An 18,669-nucleotide genomic window follows, 5' to 3' on the forward strand; every position below is an offset into this window, starting at 1 on the left:
ATGAAGCTAATTCTTATAGAGATAGGATTTTACGCAGATTAGATATATTAGAGGAGATTATTGAATTATATGAGGCTAATAAATTTAATGATTTTTTACGAATAACAAAGTTTTCTATTCATAATAGGAATGATAAGATTTGCCTTAAGCAAGCCATTGATTATCTTGTAAGTGAAGATAATAAAACGATAGAAGATGTTTTAAAATTTGCGGAAGTAAAAGGGTTGCTCAAAGAAGATGAATTATTCAGTGATTATATTTTAAATAAAGGGTTTTATTTATGGGAGAGAATAAAAAAGATAACATTTAATCAATATAGAAAAAGTGTTTTATATTTAAAAGAATTTTCACCAATTTGTACTCAACATAGTGTTAAGGGTAGTGAATATGACAATGTACTTCTTGTATTAGAATCTGATTGGAATAAATATGATTTTAATACATTATTTGGAAAGGGATCTTCAAATTCCAATGTTCAGCTAAGAACTAAAAAATTATTTTATGTATGTATAACGAGAGCAAAAAAGGATTTAATAATATATATGTCTACTAATGATTCTGACATATTAGGGAAAGCAAAAGAGTTTTTTGGAGAAGAAAATGTTATGGATATTTCTTCCGTTGATTAAGAGGAGCCTCATTATGCTAAACCCAAAACAAAAGGATATAAGAAATTCGAAGACATTAAGTATATTATAGAAGATGGAATCGAATATTGAAAGGTAAAACTCGTTGCACCATTTGATTATTCTCAGTGGAGCAAAATTTTCAAAAGATAATTGATGGAGCGATGATTGCTTGTGAGAATAATGGTTGTGAAATAACATACGATTTTGCCGTGGTTAGAAAAATGGTTGAATAAAAATTGATATAAGTGTCTGTTAAAGCAAACTGTTTTATTGATAGAAGATTATAAACTTGAAGTAGTTTGAAGTATTTTACTTAAAAAGTACCTATAAAACGATGGAAATATATAATGGATACAAATAAAAGCCTTGGAAATACTCATTCTGCAATAAGTAAATTTATATGAAGAGTGGAAATAAACACAAAATCCTTTTATAGAGTTTTTTATAAAGGGGACTTCTCTTATGCTCTTAATTTTTAATTGGGATATTTTTTCTCTTTTATTAACATTGGTCAATGAAATTTAGCTCTTAATCTTTTATAATTTTGCAAAAAAGGATATCAAATGAGTCAAATTTATAATCTAGACAAAGATACAAAGATAGTAGAAAAAAGCGTCGTTAGCAAAAGGCTCTTTCAAAATAAAAATGCAAGCGTTGATATATACGCATTTGACGAGGGTGAGGAGCTAGATCACGAGATGCTTTTTATAGACAGCCTTGCCTGGGTGATAGATGGTGAAGCGCAGCTTGAATACGGCGAAAAGCAGATGAAGCTTGGGCGCGACGAAGCCTGCCTTATCGAGGCAAAAACCTGGAGAAAACTCACATTTACAAAGAAAACAAAATATTTACTAATAGATTTTAAGGAGAATGTTATGATAGACCATTTAGACAAAGCGAGTATTTTTTGCCTCGCAGATGCTGTTAGCTACGAGAGTGGCAAGATAGTTAGCAAGACGCTAGTTAAAAATGAGAATGGCTCGATGTCACTGCTTAGTTTTGACAAAGACCAAGAGCTCTCGACCCACGCAGCACCAGGCGATGCGCTACTTATCGCGCTTGATGGTGAGCTTGATTTGAAAATAGCTGATGAGAGCTTTCATCTAGTAAAGGGCGATAGTATTGTGCTTCCAGGCAAGATCCCACACGGTCTAAAAGTGAAAGATAAATTTAAAATGCTTCTTATCGTCACAAAAGACAAAATGTAAAAATAAGCCCTATTTTAGGGCTTTTTATCTATCAAAAACTACAAATTTAACTTTAAATTTACCTTTAATAATCAAAAAAGCAAAGCCATAATATAATCGTTTTTAAAAAAGAAGAGCGATGAGAAAAGAAAATTCGAAGATATTTTTGCTGTTATTTTTGGGTGCGCTTTCAGCTTTTGGCCCATTTGTGACGGACCTTTATCTACCGGCACTCCCAGCTATAACTGAGTGGTTTAGCACAAGTGTTTCAGCCACACAGTTAACGATAACTACTTCGATGGCAGGACTTGCGATCGGACAGCTCATCATTGGACCAATAAGTGATAAATTTGGCCGAAAACTGCCACTTACCATCTCGCTCATCGTCTATACGATAAGCACAGTTTTTATATTTTTTGCACAAAATATCCAGTTTTTTATCTTTATGCGTATCATACAAGGGTTAGCAAGTGCGGGTAGTCTTGTCATCTCAAGAGCCGTCGTGAGCGACCTTTATAAGGGCCATGAGATGACTAAATTTTTTAGTCTGATGATGGTTATAAACGGCCTTGCTCCGATACTTTCGCCAATAGGCGGTAGTTTGCTGCTTAAATTTACCGACTGGCGTGGCATTTTCTTGGCGCTAACTCTCATTGGCATTGTGCTATTTATCGCAAATTTCTACTTCAAAGAGAGTCTAAGCCAGCGAGATCGCCTAAAAGTGCCTTTGCTTCAGACTTACAGCGTCTTTGGCAAAATTTTAAGAAAAAAGAAATTTATGCTTTTTATCGCAATCCAGACATTTACTATGGGCGCGATGTTTGCCTATATTGCGGCATCGTCATTTATATTTCAGGATTTTTACTCGCTAAGCCCAGTAAGTTATAGTTTCTGTTTTGCGGCAAATGGTCTAGGCATAGTCATAGGAGCTAGGCTTGCGAGCCTTCTAAACGAGCGAAAAGCCTTAAAAACAGGCGTATTTGGTATTTTGTTTGCAAGTATTTTTATAGCATTCATGCTTTGCTTTAAATTTGAAGTGGTCGGCGTTATCATTGCATTTTTCTTGCTGCTGCTTTTTATGGGATTTATCCTGCCAACAGCCTCCTCACTAGCGATGAATGAGGGAAGAGAATACGCGGGCTCGGCTTCGGCGGTGCTTGGATTTTGCCCATTTTTCTTAGGCGGCGTCGTCTCGCCACTGGTTGGGCTTGGAGATATATTTTACTCGACATCTATTGTCATTTTGGCCTGCACGTTGCTTGCTTTTACATCATTTATGAGGTTAAAAAGAGTTGCGTAAAATTTATCTTGTCTCAAACACAAAAACGGCTGATGAGAGCGTTGTAAATTTAAGTGTTAGTAGGATTGAGTTTTTAAAATTTGATGTAAATTTAGATGATTTTGACCTGCTTGTAGCAACCTCTAAAAATGCCTTTAACGCTTTAGAATTTAATGGGATCAGCGCTCTAAAAATTTTACCAGTTTTTGCCATAGCAAGTGGCTGTGCGGCAGCTGCAAAAGGGCTTGGCTTTACTCAAATTTACACTGGGCAAAATGCTCACGGTGATGACTTTGCAAGAGAAATTTTGCCGCTTTTAAAAGGCAAAAAGGTGCTTTATCTAAAAGGTAAAGACAGTGCTTCAAATTTCTTAGAAATTTTGCAAGATGGCGGAGTAAATATAAAGGCTATCATCGCTTATGAAAATGTCTTAAACCCTTGCAAAATGGAGCTAAAACCACCAAAGGGCAGTATTTTAATATTTGCATCTCCTATAAACGTGAGAAATTTTCTTAGTAATTTTGGCTGGGATGAGAGCTATCAGACGATAAGCATCGGAAAGGTAACTGCAAAAGCTCTAAATTTTACTAAGCCGATAGTAAGCCAAAACCAAGATATAAACGCTTGTATCGCACTTGCCAAAACGTTACTTTAAGCAAAAAATTTATATAATTTCTAAGCCTGAGTGAAGCGAGTCAGCATTTTACGGGGTCCAACACTTTTTTGTTAGCGAAAAGGTATGGGTGCCTTGTGATGTGGCTTCGTTTGAGCCTTAACCAGCGAGAAGTTGCAACCTTTTGGCATCCATCTATTTGCAAGATTGGCTTTGTTTATGGGCCACTCTTCTATGCGACGCCCACTCGGGTTTTTAAAATTCTGGAGATAATATGAATATTCTCATAATAGGAAGTGGCGGCCGCGAATACGCCATTGCTCTTAAGCTAAAAAGTGAAAAAAATGATATAAATTTATACTTTGCACCTGGAAATGGTGCTACTTCACGTCTTGGCGAAAATTTAGATATAAAAGATTTTCGTGAGCTAGCTATATTTGCCAAGAAAAACGATATTGCACTAACGATCGTGGGACCTGAAGCGCCGCTTAGCGAGGGAGTGGTGGATATCTTTAAAGAAGAGGGCTTGCTCATCTTTGGACCAAGCAAAGCAGCAGCCAGGCTAGAGGCTAGTAAGGCTTATATGAAGGACTTTTTAGCTAGAAATAATATAAAAACTGCAAAATATTTAAACACAGATGACAAAGAAAAAGCATTTAAATTTATCGATACTCTAAGCGTGCCAATGGTTGTAAAAGCTGATGGACTCTGCGCTGGAAAAGGCGTGATCATCGCAAATTCTAAAGAAGAGGCCAAAGAGGCAGTTAGTGACATGCTAAGTGGGGCTAGCTTTGGTGATGCTGGTAAATTTTTGGTGGTTGAAGAGTTTTTAGATGGCTTTGAGCTTAGCTTTTTCGCTATTTGCGATGGCGAAAATTTCGTAAGCTTACCAGTGGCACAAGACCACAAACGCTTGCTTGATAACGACGAGGGCCCAAATACTGGCGGCATGGGTGCGTATGCTCCAAGTCCATTAGCTTCAAAAGAACTGATAAAAAGGGTCGAAGAAGAGGTGGTAAAACCTACACTAAAAGGGATGAAAAACGAGGGAAATCCGTTTTGTGGAGTGCTTTTTGTGGGGCTGATGATCGTGAAAAATGAGCCTTATGTGCTTGAGTTTAACGTGAGATTTGGCGATCCTGAGTGCGAGGTCTTGATGCCGTTAATAGACGGGGATCTGAGTGAAATTTTACTAAATGCTGCAAAAGGTGAGCTAAAGCCCATAAGATTAAAAGATGAATTTGCAGTTGGAGTGGTGATGTCTAGCAAAGACTATCCGTATAAAAGCAGTCCAAAGGCTAGAATTTCAGTTTTAAATGATGTAAAAGATGCTCATATAGCTTACGCAGGAGTTAGCAAAGAGAGCGGAGAAATTTACGCAGATGGTGGTAGAATACTGGTCTGCGTAGCGACTGCAAAGAGTATAAAAGAGGCGCGTGATAAGGCCTATGAGCTTTGCGAAAATGTAAAATTTGATGGAGCACACTATAGAAAAGATATCGCGTGGCAGGCTTTAAAATGAGCATGCAGATATTTGAAAAGCTTGAAAAAGAAGAAATTTCACTAGCACCGTTTACAAAAAGAGTGCTAGCCTATTCAATTGATGAAATTATCGTTACTTTTTTGTTTTTGATCATTTACTGGAATGCTTTCCTGTCAATTACAACCTATGATGAGGCTAGAAATTTAACTTTAAATTTCTTTTGGCAAATAATTACACTAAAGGTTGTTTATCATACATTTTTTGTTTGGTATTATGGTGCGAGTCCTGGACAGATGATAACAAAAATAACATGTATTAATATAGATATTTTAGATAAGCCAAATTTAGTTTCAAGTCTAGTAAGGGCGGTTTTTAGATCGGCTAGTGAAGCTTGCATGTATCTTGGCTTTGCATGGGCTTTAGCAAATCCAGCAAGGCAAACTTGGCAAGACAAAATAGCAAGAACAGTGGTGGTAAATGCGTAAAATTTTATTTTTAATTCCAATTTTTGTTTTGAGCTTAAGTGCAGGTGTGCAAGATGTGCAGCTTTTGGCTGATGATGTGAAGCAAGATAAAGGCATCGTTACAGCTAATAAAAATGTTGTTGTCTACTCTCAAGATTATCTTGTGACAGCTGATTGTGCTGTGTATGATCAAAATAACTCAGTTATAGAGCTTTTTGGAAATGTCAATATGATGAAGGGTAAGAGTGAAGTCTCTCGCTCGAACTATGCAAAGCTAAATTTAAAAAATAACGACAGCACCTTTGAATCGCTTTTTATGATGAACAAGGATATGGAAGTGTGGATGAGAAGCGATGAGAGCAGCTCTGATAGTGAGTATTATAGAGTTAAAAAAGCGATGGTTTCAAGCTGCAATGTTCAAGATCCAGATTGGAGCATTACTTCAAGTACTGCCATGTTAAACAAAGAGAGCAAATTTTTACATCTTTTTAACCCAGTCTTTTACATAGCAAATGTGCCGGTTTTTTACTTACCATATTTTGGTTTTTCTACCGATACTACAAGAAGAACAGGTCTTTTACCACCTGATCTAGGATATAGTAAATCAGAGGGCTTTTATTATAGACAGCCAGTGTATTTTGCTCCTTATAATGAGTGGGACTTTGAGCTTGATCCGCAGATCAGAACGAGTAGGGGAGCTGGAATTTACGGATCGTTTAGATTTACTGAGTCACCAGATTCTAGAGGCCAGATCAGTTTTGGTACTTTTAGTGATAAGCAAAGATATCGTGACAAGCAGACAAGCAAGACTTCAAATAGTGCTGAGCTAAAAAATAAAGCTCATAAAGGTGTTGAACTAAAATACGAAAGAGATAAACTTATCAAATATCTAAGTGAGGCTGATTTGCAGGAGGGTCTGTGGATCGATGCTACAAAGCTAAATGATATAGATTATTTAAATTTAAAAGGCAGGGATGATGATTATGATTCGCTTGTCACTTCTAAATTTAACTACTTTATCGCAAATGACGATCACTACTTTGGTGCTTATGCAAAATATTACATAGACACCGAAAAGATTGGTTCAAAAAACGAGAACAAAGATACGCTTCAAGAGCTTCCATCGCTTCAGTATCATAAATTTACAAACGATCTATTTTTGCCAAATATTTTGTATTCGCTTGACCTTCAGTCACATAGATATGATAGAAAGATCGGCGTAAGAGCGACGCAGTACGAGTTTATATTACCAGCTTCGGTGCATGTGCCACTTTTTGATGATAGTTTGACATTTTCATTTTATGAGTATCTTTATGCATCAAGGATAAATTACGAAAATAAGATCAATGCCTTTGATGATAAAAGAGAAGATAAACATGCAAATTTTATAAATAACTATCACAGATTTACTCTTCACACTGATCTTGCAAAAGCTTATGAGAGTTTTTATCACACTCTAAATTTTGGTGCTGAATACTTGCTACCAGGATATAGAAAAGGGAATTTAGATGATGAGTTTATCTATGATAAAGATCTAAATGAGTATGAAAATTTCTTAGCTCAAGAGCAAAGCAAAGAGGAAGTTTCTGGTTATTTGACTCAGTATTTCTTCAATGCCAGTGGAAGAAAGATTATAAAACATACCATCTCTCAGGGTTACTATACAAAAGACGATACATATTCAAATTTAAAGAATGCAATCTATCTTTACCCGTTTGAAAATTTAACTTTTTATAATAAGCTCGAGTATTCGCACGAAAGCAAGGAACTTAAAAAGATACAAAGCGGACTTTCATACACAAATGATCTATTTTGGTTAAATATGCTTCACACGATGAAAAAAAGTGATAGCAAAGCAAAAAATAGTGGAACAAAAGATAGTTACTTTACAAGTAGTACCGGCATTAAACTACCACGCCAATATAGTTTGATTGGCGGTTGGCAATATGATATCGAACGAAGCTATACAAAAAGCTGGAGAGTGGGCTTGCTTCATCAAAGAAAATGCTGGAATTATGGGGTAATTTATCAACAAGATGTTGAGCCAACAACAACGACAAATGGATCGGCTTCAACTAGGAAAAACGGTATTTATTTTACAATCAATTTTTACCCAATGGGTGGTCTACACTATGACTTTTCGCAAAGCAGCACTACTTCAACAAGTAGTAAATAAAATGGCTAAGTAAATGACAATAGTTAAATTTAAAGATCAATTAGATGCTGCTAGTAAGCTAATTGAAATTTTGCCAAAAAAAGAGCTTGTAGATAAAAAAACTATAGTTGTCTGTATGTCGCTTGATTCAGTTATACTTACAGATGCAGTTTGTAGAAGTTTAAATTTAAGTTATGAGATGCTCTTTAGCGAGCCAATACCTGCACCAAATAACAGCGAGTGTGACGTTGCGATAGTCAGCGAAACTGAAGATATAGTTTTAAACGATGAACTTATAAAAGCTTTTGGTATAAGCTACGACTATATCTATGGTGAAGCACACAGAAAATATGAAGAGAAAATTTTAAAAAACGTTTATAAATACAGAAAAGGAAATTTGATAGGAGAGCTAAAAGATAAAAATATTTTACTAATCGATGAGGGGTGTGAGACTGGCATGACAGCACTCATTTGTATAAAGACATTGCTTGATGTGAAGGTGAAATCCATCTCATACGCAACACCAGTGATAGCCACTGATGTCTTTACAAATTTAAATGATATGGTTGATGAAATTTATACAATAAACAAGATTGTTGATTTTATCGATGTGGATTCGTATTACGAAAAAAAGATCGAAGCCGCTAGTGAGCGTATCATGTCAATATTAGAAGATAGCCCTTATTATTTACCGTTACAAAAACAACAAGGAGATAAAAATAATGCAATATAGTATAGAAGTCAATAATCAGGTTGAAATTTTCGACCTTAATAAAGTAGCAAAACAAGCTAGTGGATCGGTACTTTTAAGGGTAAAAAATACCGTCGTTTTAGCAACTGTAGCCAGAGAGGACACACAAGTTGAGGAGGATTTTTTACCTCTAACGGTGCAATACATCGAAAAAGCTTACGCGGCTGGTAAAATTCCAGGTGGATATGTTAAGCGTGAGACAAAGCCAGGTGACTTTGAAACGCTAACAGCTCGCATCATCGATAGATCTCTTAGGCCACTCTTTCCAAAAGGTTACGCATATCCAACTCAAATTGTTGTGATGGTGCTTTCGGCTGATCCTGAGGTTGATTTGCAAGTTGTTGGACTAAACGCGGCTTCAGTTGCTCTTTACCTTAGTGACATCCCAGTAAATCGTCCAGTTTGCGGCGTGAGAGTTGGCTACATAGATGAAAAATTTGTGATCAATCCAAGCAACTCTGAACTAAAACAAAGCGCGATAGATCTATACGTTGCTGGAACAAAAGATGAGCTTTTGATGATAGAAATGAGAAGCTTGCCTCAGCAAACCACACAGCTTATTCCAATGGTCGCGATTGAGCCGATGATAGATCCTAGCCTAAGTGATAGCATGGCTCAAAAACAACTAATGAACGAATTTAGTGAAGATATGATGGTTGAGGCGATTGATTTCGCTGGTAAGGCGATATTAAGAGCTAGCAACGCTTACGAGGAAGCATTTAAAGAGCATAAAAAAGAAGATGCTGCACTTGAGCTAAAACCAGAGATAGAAAATGAAAATATTGCTATCTATATAGATAAATTTTATAAAGCTGAAGTCAAAAATGCTATCAATCAAATGGCAAAAAGCGAGCGAGCGAGCGAACTTAGCAAAATCGCGAAACAAATTTCAAGCGATGAGGTCGCTCAAAAAGAGGGCTGGGATGAGGCTGTCATCACAAATGTCCTTGGCAAATATAAAAAGAAAATCGTAAGAGAGCAGATAATAAATGAAGGCGTTAGAGCCGATGGACGTGGTCTTGAAGAGGTTAGACCTATTAGTATCGAAACAAATGTGCTTCCAAATGCACATGGCTCATGCCTCTTTACAAGAGGACAGACTCAAGCTCTAGTCGTAGCTACCCTTGGTACTGACAGCGACGCTCAAATGTATGACATCCTCACTGAAAAAGTGCCTTTTGTGGAGAAGTTTATGTTTAACTACAATTTCCCAGGCTTTAGCGTGGGTGAGGCAAGTCCACTAAAAGCTCCCGGCAGACGTGAGCTAGGACATGGAAATTTAGCCAAACGTGCCCTTGCTCCAAGTATCGATTTGGCTTCTCCATATACGATAAGGGTTGTTTCGGAAATTTTAGAAAGCAACGGTTCAAGCTCTATGGCTAGCGTTTGCGGCGGCTCTCTCGCACTTAGAGCTGCTGGTGTAAATACGCAAAAACTTGTTGCTGGCGTGGCTATGGGACTAATATTTGAAGGCGATAAGCATGCGGTATTAACAGACATCATGGGTCTTGAAGATCACGATGGCGATATGGATTTTAAAGTAGCAGGTACAAGCGATGGTATAACAGCACTTCAGATGGATATTAAACTTGGCGGCATTAGTCTTGTGGTGCTAAAAGAGGCACTTTATCAAGCAAAACGCGGTAGAGAGCATATCTTATCTTTGATGACAGAAGCTGATAAAAATATAGAAATAAATGAGGATGTACTTCCAAAGCTTGAGCTATTTAGTGTTGATCCAAGCAAGATCGTAGATATCATCGGCCAAGCTGGAAAAACTATAAAAGAGATTATAGAAAAATTTGAAGTCTCAATCGATCTTGATAGAGAAAAAGGCGAAGTTAAAATTGCAGGCGGAGCTAAGAAAAATGTTGATGCTGCAAAAGACTATATCATCTCTATAACCTCAAGAGATAGTGGGCGTTCATTTGGTAAAAAGCCATTTAAACATGATAAGGAGCGAGCAAAGCCAAATTTCAATATCGGAGATGAGTTTGTAGGAACTGTAAAAAGTGTTGTTGATTTTGGCGTGTTTATTGAGCTAAAAGATGGCATTGACGGTCTTTTACATATCTCAAAGATCAAAAGCCCATTAAACGTAGGCGATCAGGTAAAAGTGTGTGTGAGCGAGCAAAAAGGTAACAAAATTTCGCTCTCTTTGGTTGAATAAATTTTTAAAGGATAGATGATGAAATATAAAAAGTTGCTTTTCCCAATAGGAGCAGGAGAAGATATAGAGCCAAGAATTTACGGTGCTTTGAAGGTTGCTCAATGGTTTAATACGCACATGGAAATTTTGACTTGTCAACTTGATCCAAGCGTAGTTTATAACATGAAAATGACGCTTCGTGGAGGAGTGCTTTTTGAAGAATTTCTAAAATCAGCCAAATCTGAGCTAGCTGTTGAACACGAAGAAAATGAGAAAATTTTTAATAAAATTTGTGCGGATCTTGGCATAAAGGTGACTAATGAGATCATTGAAGATGTCTGCACTGCAAATTTTACGATCCATAGCGGCAAAAGAAGTGTTATAGTGGAGCAAGAAAGTAAATTTTGCGATCTTGTTGTGGCTGCTGTACCACTTGATGGCAAGATCACTGGTACATTCGAGGCTGCTGTTTTAAAAAGTGGTAAAAATGCGATCGTAATCCCTAGAAAGATGCGTGACTTTAAGGCTGATAACATCCTTGTGAGCTGGACAGGTACTACTCAAAACGCAAGGGCTCTAACAGGAGCTATTGATCTTTTGAAAAAGGCAAAAAGTGTTCAGTGCATCACTTCAAAAGCGAGCCTTGGTGAAAATACCGAGATAAATTTTAGAAAGCTTGAAGAGTACTTTAAAATCCATGGTATATCTGCGACATTTGATGTCATAGCAACCACAACGATACCGGGTGAGGCACTATTAAAGGCGGCAAATGATAGAAATGCCGATCTAATCGTAGCTGGTAGATACGGCGAAAATGGTCTTATGGAGATGGTGCTTGGCGGTACATCTAGATTTTTCTTGGAACACACAAACATTCCAGTATTTTTATAAAAGATTGCGGCTTGGCCCGCGATCTTTCTCTTTTTAATCTTATAAATTTAATCCCTTAAATTTTGTCTCTTGCCCTTCTGATTCTTTTGCTTATTAAATCCTGCAAATTTATCAGTTATCTTATTAGTCGTTGTGCAGTTACTTTATATCATGATAGAGATATTTTTAAAGCTCGCGTTAAGTTTTCATCAAGCACCTTATTAGCCAAAATTTTGTAAAATCCTCTCATTAAAAAGGATAAAAAATGAGTGAAAATTCTGACTTTACACATCTTCATTTACACACCGAATACTCACTACTTGATGGAGCAAACAAGATAAAAGAGCTTGCTCACATGCTTCATGAGCGCGGAGATAAAGCAGCGGCGATTACCGATCACGGCAATATGTTTGGAGCGATTGATTTTTACAAAACGATGAAAAAAGAGGGTGTAAAGCCTCTAATTGGCATTGAAGCCTATGTGCATAATGGCGAAGAGCTTGATGACAAAAGCACCAAACAACGCTTTCACCTTATCTTGATTGCTAAAAATGAAATTGGCTATAAAAATTTGATGTATCTTAGCTCTATGAGTTACATCGAGGGTTTTTACTACTATCCTCGCATTAATAAAAAGATATTAAAAGAGCACAGCGAGGGACTAGTTTGTAGCTCTGCTTGCTTGCAGGGTGAGGTTAGCTGGCATTTAAATTTAAGCGATCGCAACGTGAAATTTGGGGCAAAGGGCTACGAGAGAGCAAAAGAGGTCGCACTTGAGTATAAAGAAATTTTTGGAGATGACTTTTATCTTGAGATCATGCGTCATGGTATCGGCGATCAAAGACGCATTGATGATGATATATTGCGGATCGCTAAAGAAACTGGCATAAAAGTCATAGCCACAAACGACACTCACTATACTTTTAAAGAAAGGGCTGACGCACACGAGGTTTTCATGTGTATCGCGATGAACAAAACACTTGATGATCCAAACCGCCTTCGCCACAGCGTCCATGAATTTTTTGTAAAGAGCAAAGAGCAGATGAATGAGCTCTTTTTAGATATCCCAGAAGTGATAGAAAATACCCAAGAGATCGTAAATAAGTGCAACCTTGAGATCAAGCTTGGCAATCCAACACCGCCAAATTTTAAATTCACGCTAGAGTACGCTAAGGAGAGAAATTTAACACTTCCAGAGCCAGAAAACAGATATAGCTTTAAAAATGACGCGTACTTTTTTGAGTATGAGTGTAGAAAAGGGCTTGATGAGAGGCTAAAATTTGTACCCGAAAATTTGCATGAAGAGTACAAAAAGCGCCTAGATATAGAGATAGATATCATAAATAGGATGAACTTTCCAGGCTATATGATGATAGTTTGGGATTTTATAAACGAAGCTAAGAGTAGGGGTGTGCCTGTTGGTCCAGGGCGTGGATCCGCGGCTGGTAGTTTGGTTGCATACTCACTAAAGATCACCGATCTTGATCCTATACCATACAACCTGCTTTTTGAGAGGTTTCTAAACCCAGAGCGTGTTAGCATGCCAGATATAGACGTGGACTTTTGCCAGAGTAGGCGCGGTGAGATCATCGACTATGTTACGCAAAAATACGGCAAATTTAACGTTGCTGGCGTTATTACATTTGGTAAATTACTTGCAAAAGGTGTCATTAGAGATGTTGCTAGGGTCTGCGATATGCCTTATGCTGAGGCTGATGCGATGGCAAAGCTTATCCCAGAAGAGCTTGGTATAACGCTAAAAGATGCTTATGAAAAAGAGCCAAAGATAGCTGAGCTCATCAATCAAAATCCAAAGGCAGCTAAAATTTGGAAATTTGCGCTTGATCTTGAGGGATTAAATAGAAACGCTGGTCAGCACGCAGCAGGTGTTGTTATCTCAAACGAAGAGCTTTGGAACAAAACTCCGCTATTTCGCCAACCAAATAGCCCAGAAGATCGCTACGTCACACAGTATAACCTAAAACACCTTGAGGACGTGGACCTTATAAAATTTGACTTCCTCGGCCTAAAAACGCTAACAGTTATCGACAATGCGATCAAGCTCGTAAAACAACGCACTGGCAAAGATATCATTTGGGAGCAGATCGACAAGAACGACTCTGGCGTTTATAAGATGATACAAAGCGGTCAAGCGATAGGAATTTTCCAGATAGAGGGTGAGGGCATGAGAAAGCTAGGAACTAGCTTGCGTCCAGACTGCTTCGAGGATATCGTAGCGATGCTAGCACTCTACCGCCCAGGACCGATGGAAAGTGGTATGCTTGATGACTTTGTTAAGAGAAAACATGGCGAAGCGGCGATCACATATGCATTTAAGGAGCTTGAGCCGATCCTTGCACCAACATATGGTGTCATCGTCTATCAAGAACAGGTTATGCAGATCGTGCAGGCTGTGGGTGGCTTTAGCCTAGGTGGTGCTGACCTTGTGCGCCGTGCGATGGGTAAAAAGATCAAAGAGGAGATGGATAGGCTAAAGGGCGAATTTGTAAAGGGTGCTGAAGCAAAGGGACTAGATGGACAAAAAGCAGATGATCTTTTCGAACTAATCGTTAAATTTGCAGGATATGGCTTTAACAAATCGCACTCCGCAGCATACGCCTATGTCACATTTCAGACGGCATATTTAAAGGCTTATTATCCAGCCGAATTTATGGCAGCACTTCTAACGAGCGAAGAGGGCAATGTCGATAAGATCGTTCGCTACATCGATGAGATAAAACGCATAAATATCGATATCTTGCCGCCATCTATCAATAAATCAAGCAAGGAATTTAGCGTCGTGAAAAATGAGGATCATGACGGCATTATTTTTGGTCTTGGTGCTATTAAAGGCGTTGGTGGAGCAGCGATCGAAAATATTATTGCCGAGAGAGAGGCAAAGGGCGATTTTAAAGATATGGATGACTTTGTTTCTAGAACTGATCCATTTAAAGTAAATAAAAAGGTCTTTGAAAGCCTTATAAAGGCCGGTTGCTTCGATGAATTTGGCCATAGCCGCAAGATGCTTATGCAAAATGTTGAAAACATCGTAGAAGCTTGCAAAAGTGCAGCTCAGATCCGCAAAAATGCGGTTGAGAGCCTGTTTGGCGAAGATGAGAGTATGAATGATGTGAAGATAAATTTTGTTGCGATAAATGATGAATTTGACGTCAAACAGATATTGAAATTTGAACAAGAGAGCGTTGGTATATATCTTTCAGGGCATCCGCTTGATGATTATAAAGAGGAGATAAATAAGATCAAATATACGATCAGTTCAGAGTTTGAGAGTTTGCCACAGAGTGCAGAAATTTTAGTTGTTGGTAAGATCGAAGACTTTATTACTAGGATAACAAAAAGTGGTAAGAAAATGGGTACGATAAACGTGCTTGACTTTCATGGAAATATTGAAATAGCCGTCTTTGAAAGGGAGCTTGGCAACATCGAAGATATCGTAAAAGATGAGGTAAAACGAGACTTGCCTTACGCATTTAGGATAAATATCTCTCGTGACGATCAATTTGTAAGGACAAATTTAAACGAAGTTTATACTCTGGAAGATGCCGGCAATCTAGACTTTAAGACCAGAAAACTAAAACAAAACTCTAAATTTAGTAAAAATGAAGAGACGAGTGCGCCTCAAAAAGTAAGAGAATACGCCGAGCTTGAAGTACTTTTGAGCCTTAGTGAGCTTAGCAGGCAAAAGCTTGAGAAAATTTATATGCTTGTCCACACTAAAAATGCTCCAAATAATCAAAAAAGGCTCATTTTGAAGATAAAAAATGATACAACAGGACAAATTTTCATCTACAAGACGGAGTTTATTGTCACTGATGAGGTTGGCGAGGAGATAGAAAAGCTGGCAGCTTCGGCTTAAATTTAAGGATGATATATGGTCGATTTTTTAGATGAACTAGGCATTGACAAAGGCAATTGGCACGAGCTTTTAAGCGCTTGCATCGGTAGATCAATGCTACTTCAAAAGAGAATATTAAGGCTTTTGGTGCAAGATAGCAAGTGGGATGCCGACTTTGATAGTGGTAAAATTTACTTTGATGGGCGTGCTTTTGACATGCAGTTTATCGGATCTGAAAGTTTTTCGTCAAACACTTGGCTTTGGGGTTATGAAAATATAAATGGCTTTGATGATCGGTTGCTCGAGCTTGCAAATAAAGCACGTGAGTTTGGCGAGAAATTTGGACTTAGTGCATTTGGCACGCCACAATTTGAGCTAGATGAAAATTTTAATGGCCACACGATTAGCATGGTTGCTTGCGCCGCTTTTGATGAGCAAAATTATTATAGGATAGAGTACGAGGGCGGAGCTGCGTATGTGGCTTTTAGATCAGACGCAGTCTTTGAAGAGCCAGTGCTAGCAAATGAGCTTTTGAGCGTAGTAAATGAGTGTTTAAGCACTTACGAACTAGATCACAAAATCCTTGTAAAAGGACTTTTGCTAAGCTGTGATATGAAATTTAGCGAAAGTCCTAATGAGATCGTAGCGAATAAAAACGAGCTTAGCTTTAAATTTGACGAGCTAAATAGGCTCATAAATATTTCAAGTAAGCTTTAAAATTTAATGCTCTTTACCACATCAGCACCTAGTGCTAGCTTCATATGAAGAGAGAACATCTCATGGTAAAAGTCGCCGTTATGTCCTGGTATATCGTATGTTTGTGTTAGATCAAATGGTACGATAACCCTTGCTTTTTTGTTGTATTCATTTGCTCGCAGCTTAAGATAGCTAACACATTGATAAACGCACATATCGGTGCAGTCTCCAGTGACTATAAATGTGTCTAGCTCCGGATGCTCTTCTAAAAATTTCTCAAATTCTTTATTGAACGCAATACTTAAAGAGTTTTTATAAAATGCTTTGATTTCTTTAAAAAAGCTTAGACTTTCTATCTCTTTTACGGTTTTTATCTCGTTTGTATCAAGCATTGCGTGTGGCAAAAAGGTCTCAAATTCTTTTGAATCACTGGTGTGCCTATCTTCTATAAGGATAAAATTTCTAAAGCCAAAATCTTTCCATGCTTTATCAAAAAGTGCCGCGATCCCTTTTGATAAGGCAGCTACCCTTTGACTAGAGAGTGCGCCGCTACCAGCAAAAGCCTCTATCATATCTATGCAAATAAATGCAACGTTTTTTGCTCCATCATTTGAAATTTCTCTCAGATCAAGTGTCTGAAGAGAATTTTTAAATGTCTCAAGCTCGTTTTGTATATCCATTTTCACTCCTTAATTGGTAAATTTATGCAAAATGTTTTTGGGTTTAGTGTGATCTCGATGCTGCCTTTGTGAGCCTGCACGATCTGCAAGCAAAGGTGCAAACCAAGGCCATTGCCTTTTAGTTTGCTACTTTTAAATGGCTCAAAAACTATGGCTTTGTCTTTGATGGGCTCACCGCTATCATAGACAATAAATTTATGCTCACTTAGTGTTTTTTCATAGCTTAAAATGATCTCTCCTTCGTCGTCTTCACTATCTTCGATGGCATCAATGGCGTTAAATAAAATATTTTGAAAGACAATGGCTAGTAGATCAAGGTCGCCCATATATTTGCCGTCTGGAAATTCTAGGTTAAATTTTATATCCTTTGAATAGTCGTAAAAATTTATAGCCTCTTCGCACTCTTTTTTAAGCTGCGAAAAGTCAAAAATTTGCGCATTTATATTAAGACCTTTTGTAAAAAGCAGTGTAGCTTTTATTATGCGTTCGACTCGCCATGTAGCTTTTTGTATTTGATTTACGATAGGCTGTATGCGCTCATCAGCTCTTTTAAGCAGTGTCGAAGCTAAAAGCGAGATAGAGCCTACTGGATTTCTGATCTCATGGGCTAAGTGAGCTGCTACTTGACCCATCGAGGCAAGACGCTCGGTGCGTTTTTCTACTGTTATGTTTGTTGCAGAGATTATTAGTTTATTGTCTTTAGAGCTTGTTTTAAAAAGATAAATCTGCCCATCTACATTTATCTCGCCCTCTTTTTTTGGTATCTCTTTAAAAATTTTACTAAGTCTTACTGCTTCTGAGTTTTGTAAAAAAATCTCATCATTTTCATCTAATACCCAGATAGCATTAGGCAAAATTTCTACAATATCTTTAATGAAATTTTGCAAGTTTGCGTAAGATGATGTTAAATTTTTATATTCGTTTTCTATAAGATAAGTCTGCTCTATCAGGCTTTTTAAGCCAGCTTGGATATCGTGTTCGTTCATTTTAAAAGTTCCTCAAAATCGCTAATTTCATAAAGCCTTAGTCTCTCATCCTTTAGATTTCTTAGCTCGCTACTAAATCCACTCTTTGAAAAAAGAGCAATAATATCTGGCCTAATGTTTAGTTTTTCACATTTTTTCAATAGTAAATTTAGCACGTTTTTACAAACTTTTCTCTCTTTGTATTTTGCCTCTCCGACTATTATTTTGCCACCTATATTTAATAGCATATCAAGCTCTATATTTTTGCTCCAAAAGCTACTTAAAAATATGCCATTAATCAGAAATTTTTTTGCCATAAGCTCACCGCATAAAATTTCAAATCCAAGGCTTGCATATTCGTCAAATTCTTTTTTTATGATGGCTAAAATTTCATCATTTTTGCCAGCTTTTAGTAAATTTAAATTTGGCTCAATAAATCTAAACCAAAACCTTGAAAAATGGCTATTAAAATGTATTTTATCCTCAACTTTATAGCCCCTTTCTTCTTTTTTTAGCATTTGATTTTTTGATCTTTTTGGAAGTACTTCTCTACTTTTTTCAACCAGTAAAAAATTCTTTTCAAAAAGTTTTGCATAGACTTTGCTAGCTAGGCTTTGAGGTAAAATTTTATGTACGTTGAATTTTTTTCTATCGCTTCGTGTAAGTTTTATGAGGGCAGATTTTATAGCATCGTTTGTGTCGGATTCGAAGTAAAATTTTGGCATCAAGGCTAAGAAGTTGTTTAAAATTTCAGCCTCAATTGCTTCAAAAACATCATAATATGAGTACTTTAAATCAAACTCATCAAAGACGAGATGAAATTTAATAAGTTCATTTATATCAAGGTGTTTCATTCGCTCAAATGTTGATTTTAAAGCTTTTATATTGGCTC

General features: G+C 37.2%; 15 protein-coding genes. 12 read left to right on the forward strand and 3 right to left on the reverse strand.

The features are described 5' to 3' along the window. The 12 genes from ACTTKV_RS07570 to ACTTKV_RS07625 form a co-directional block, all read left to right on the forward strand. Positions 1–629 (forward strand): 3'-5' exonuclease (locus tag ACTTKV_RS07570; protein ID WP_442549976.1); only part of this gene is annotated, 629 nt, incomplete at its 5' end. 563 nt (positions 630–1,192) lie between these two features. After that, a complete protein-coding gene (locus tag ACTTKV_RS07575) occupies positions 1,193–1,837 on the forward strand; it encodes a cupin domain-containing protein (RefSeq protein WP_442549977.1) in 645 nt (214 codons plus the stop codon). 118 nt (positions 1,838–1,955) lie between these two features. Further along, complete coding sequence (locus ACTTKV_RS07580) at positions 1,956–3,116, forward strand: multidrug effflux MFS transporter (RefSeq protein ID WP_442549978.1); 1,161 nt, start codon at positions 1,956–1,958, stop codon at positions 3,114–3,116. Next, positions 3,109–3,750, forward strand: coding sequence for a uroporphyrinogen-III synthase (locus tag ACTTKV_RS07585; protein WP_442549979.1), 642 nt, complete (start codon positions 3,109–3,111; stop codon positions 3,748–3,750). Before ACTTKV_RS07580 ends, ACTTKV_RS07585 begins: the two co-directional genes overlap by 8 nt. A 232-nt stretch (positions 3,751–3,982) precedes the next feature. Continuing rightward, entirely contained in the window at positions 3,983–5,230 is a 1,248-nt protein-coding gene (gene purD / locus ACTTKV_RS07590) for a phosphoribosylamine--glycine ligase (protein WP_442549980.1), read from the forward strand. Continuing rightward, a complete protein-coding gene (locus ACTTKV_RS07595) occupies positions 5,212–5,676 on the forward strand; it encodes an RDD family protein (protein ID WP_442549981.1) in 465 nt (154 codons plus the stop codon). The genes purD and ACTTKV_RS07595 overlap by 19 nt, the downstream gene beginning before the upstream one ends. Next, positions 5,669–7,831 carry an LPS-assembly protein LptD gene (locus ACTTKV_RS07600; RefSeq protein WP_442549982.1) on the forward strand — a complete coding sequence of 721 codons (2,163 nt, stop codon included), beginning with the start codon at positions 5,669–5,671 and terminating at the stop codon, positions 7,829–7,831. The genes ACTTKV_RS07595 and ACTTKV_RS07600 overlap by 8 nt, the downstream gene beginning before the upstream one ends. 13 nt (positions 7,832–7,844) lie before the next feature. Then, a complete protein-coding gene (locus ACTTKV_RS07605; protein ID WP_442549983.1) occupies positions 7,845–8,543 on the forward strand; it encodes a sodium:proton antiporter in 699 nt (232 codons plus the stop codon). Then, on the forward strand, positions 8,533–10,731 hold the full coding sequence (locus ACTTKV_RS07610; RefSeq protein WP_442549984.1) for a polyribonucleotide nucleotidyltransferase: 2,199 nt from the start codon (positions 8,533–8,535) through the stop codon (positions 10,729–10,731). The genes ACTTKV_RS07605 and ACTTKV_RS07610 overlap by 11 nt, the downstream gene beginning before the upstream one ends. Before the next feature lie 18 nt (positions 10,732–10,749). Further along, positions 10,750–11,601, forward strand: a complete 852-nt coding sequence (locus ACTTKV_RS07615; protein ID WP_442549985.1) for a universal stress protein — start codon at positions 10,750–10,752, stop codon at positions 11,599–11,601. A 244-nt stretch (positions 11,602–11,845) separates the two neighbouring features. Then, positions 11,846–15,457, forward strand: coding sequence for a DNA polymerase III subunit alpha (gene dnaE / locus ACTTKV_RS07620; protein WP_442549986.1), 3,612 nt, complete (start codon positions 11,846–11,848; stop codon positions 15,455–15,457). A 15-nt stretch (positions 15,458–15,472) separates the two neighbouring features. Then, positions 15,473–16,153: a DUF6882 domain-containing protein gene (locus ACTTKV_RS07625; protein ID WP_442549987.1), complete on the forward strand. Its 681-nt coding sequence runs from the start codon at positions 15,473–15,475 to the stop codon at positions 16,151–16,153. Here the strand turns inward: ACTTKV_RS07625 and ACTTKV_RS07630 are convergent. The 3 genes from ACTTKV_RS07630 to ACTTKV_RS07640 are packed head-to-tail and all read right to left on the reverse strand — an operon-like array spanning position 16,150 to position 18,631. Further along, complete coding sequence (locus tag ACTTKV_RS07630; RefSeq protein ID WP_442549988.1) at positions 16,150–16,812, reverse strand: cysteine hydrolase family protein; 663 nt, start codon at positions 16,810–16,812, stop codon at positions 16,150–16,152. The two genes, ACTTKV_RS07625 and ACTTKV_RS07630, sit on opposite strands and share 4 nt — an antisense overlap. A 2-nt stretch (positions 16,813–16,814) precedes the next feature. Next, positions 16,815–17,798, reverse strand: coding sequence for a sensor histidine kinase (locus ACTTKV_RS07635; protein ID WP_442549989.1), 984 nt, complete (start codon positions 17,796–17,798; stop codon positions 16,815–16,817). After that, complete coding sequence (locus tag ACTTKV_RS07640) at positions 17,795–18,631, reverse strand: DUF234 domain-containing protein (protein ID WP_442549990.1); 837 nt, start codon at positions 18,629–18,631, stop codon at positions 17,795–17,797. The genes ACTTKV_RS07635 and ACTTKV_RS07640 overlap by 4 nt, the downstream gene beginning before the upstream one ends. Between the last annotated feature and the right edge of the window lie 38 nt (positions 18,632–18,669).

This window comes from Campylobacter sp. (assembly GCF_052169515.1).
Classification (GTDB): Bacteria; Campylobacterota; Campylobacteria; order Campylobacterales; family Campylobacteraceae; genus Campylobacter_A.

Excerpts from the sequence above, each read along its gene's own strand:
- ACTTKV_RS07575 (WP_442549977.1), top strand. The coding sequence starts at position 1,193 with ATGAGTCAAATTTATAATCTAGACAAAGATACAAAGATAGTAGAAAAA.
- ACTTKV_RS07615 (WP_442549985.1), top strand. The coding sequence starts at position 10,750 with ATGAAATATAAAAAGTTGCTTTTCCCAATAGGAGCAGGAGAAGATATA.
- purD (WP_442549980.1), top strand. The coding sequence starts at position 3,983 with ATGAATATTCTCATAATAGGAAGTGGCGGCCGCGAATACGCCATTGCT.
- ACTTKV_RS07580 (WP_442549978.1), top strand. The coding sequence starts at position 1,956 with ATGAGAAAAGAAAATTCGAAGATATTTTTGCTGTTATTTTTGGGTGCG.
- dnaE (WP_442549986.1), top strand. The coding sequence starts at position 11,846 with ATGAGTGAAAATTCTGACTTTACACATCTTCATTTACACACCGAATAC.
- ACTTKV_RS07605 (WP_442549983.1), top strand. The coding sequence starts at position 7,845 with ATGACAATAGTTAAATTTAAAGATCAATTAGATGCTGCTAGTAAGCTA.
- ACTTKV_RS07610 (WP_442549984.1), top strand. The coding sequence starts at position 8,533 with ATGCAATATAGTATAGAAGTCAATAATCAGGTTGAAATTTTCGACCTT.
- ACTTKV_RS07625 (WP_442549987.1), top strand. The coding sequence starts at position 15,473 with ATGGTCGATTTTTTAGATGAACTAGGCATTGACAAAGGCAATTGGCAC.
- ACTTKV_RS07640 (WP_442549990.1), bottom strand. The coding sequence starts at position 18,631 with ATGAAACACCTTGATATAAATGAACTTATTAAATTTCATCTCGTCTTT.
- ACTTKV_RS07600 (WP_442549982.1), top strand. The coding sequence starts at position 5,669 with ATGCGTAAAATTTTATTTTTAATTCCAATTTTTGTTTTGAGCTTAAGT.
- ACTTKV_RS07635 (WP_442549989.1), bottom strand. The coding sequence starts at position 17,798 with ATGAACGAACACGATATCCAAGCTGGCTTAAAAAGCCTGATAGAGCAG.
- ACTTKV_RS07630 (WP_442549988.1), bottom strand. The coding sequence starts at position 16,812 with ATGGATATACAAAACGAGCTTGAGACATTTAAAAATTCTCTTCAGACA.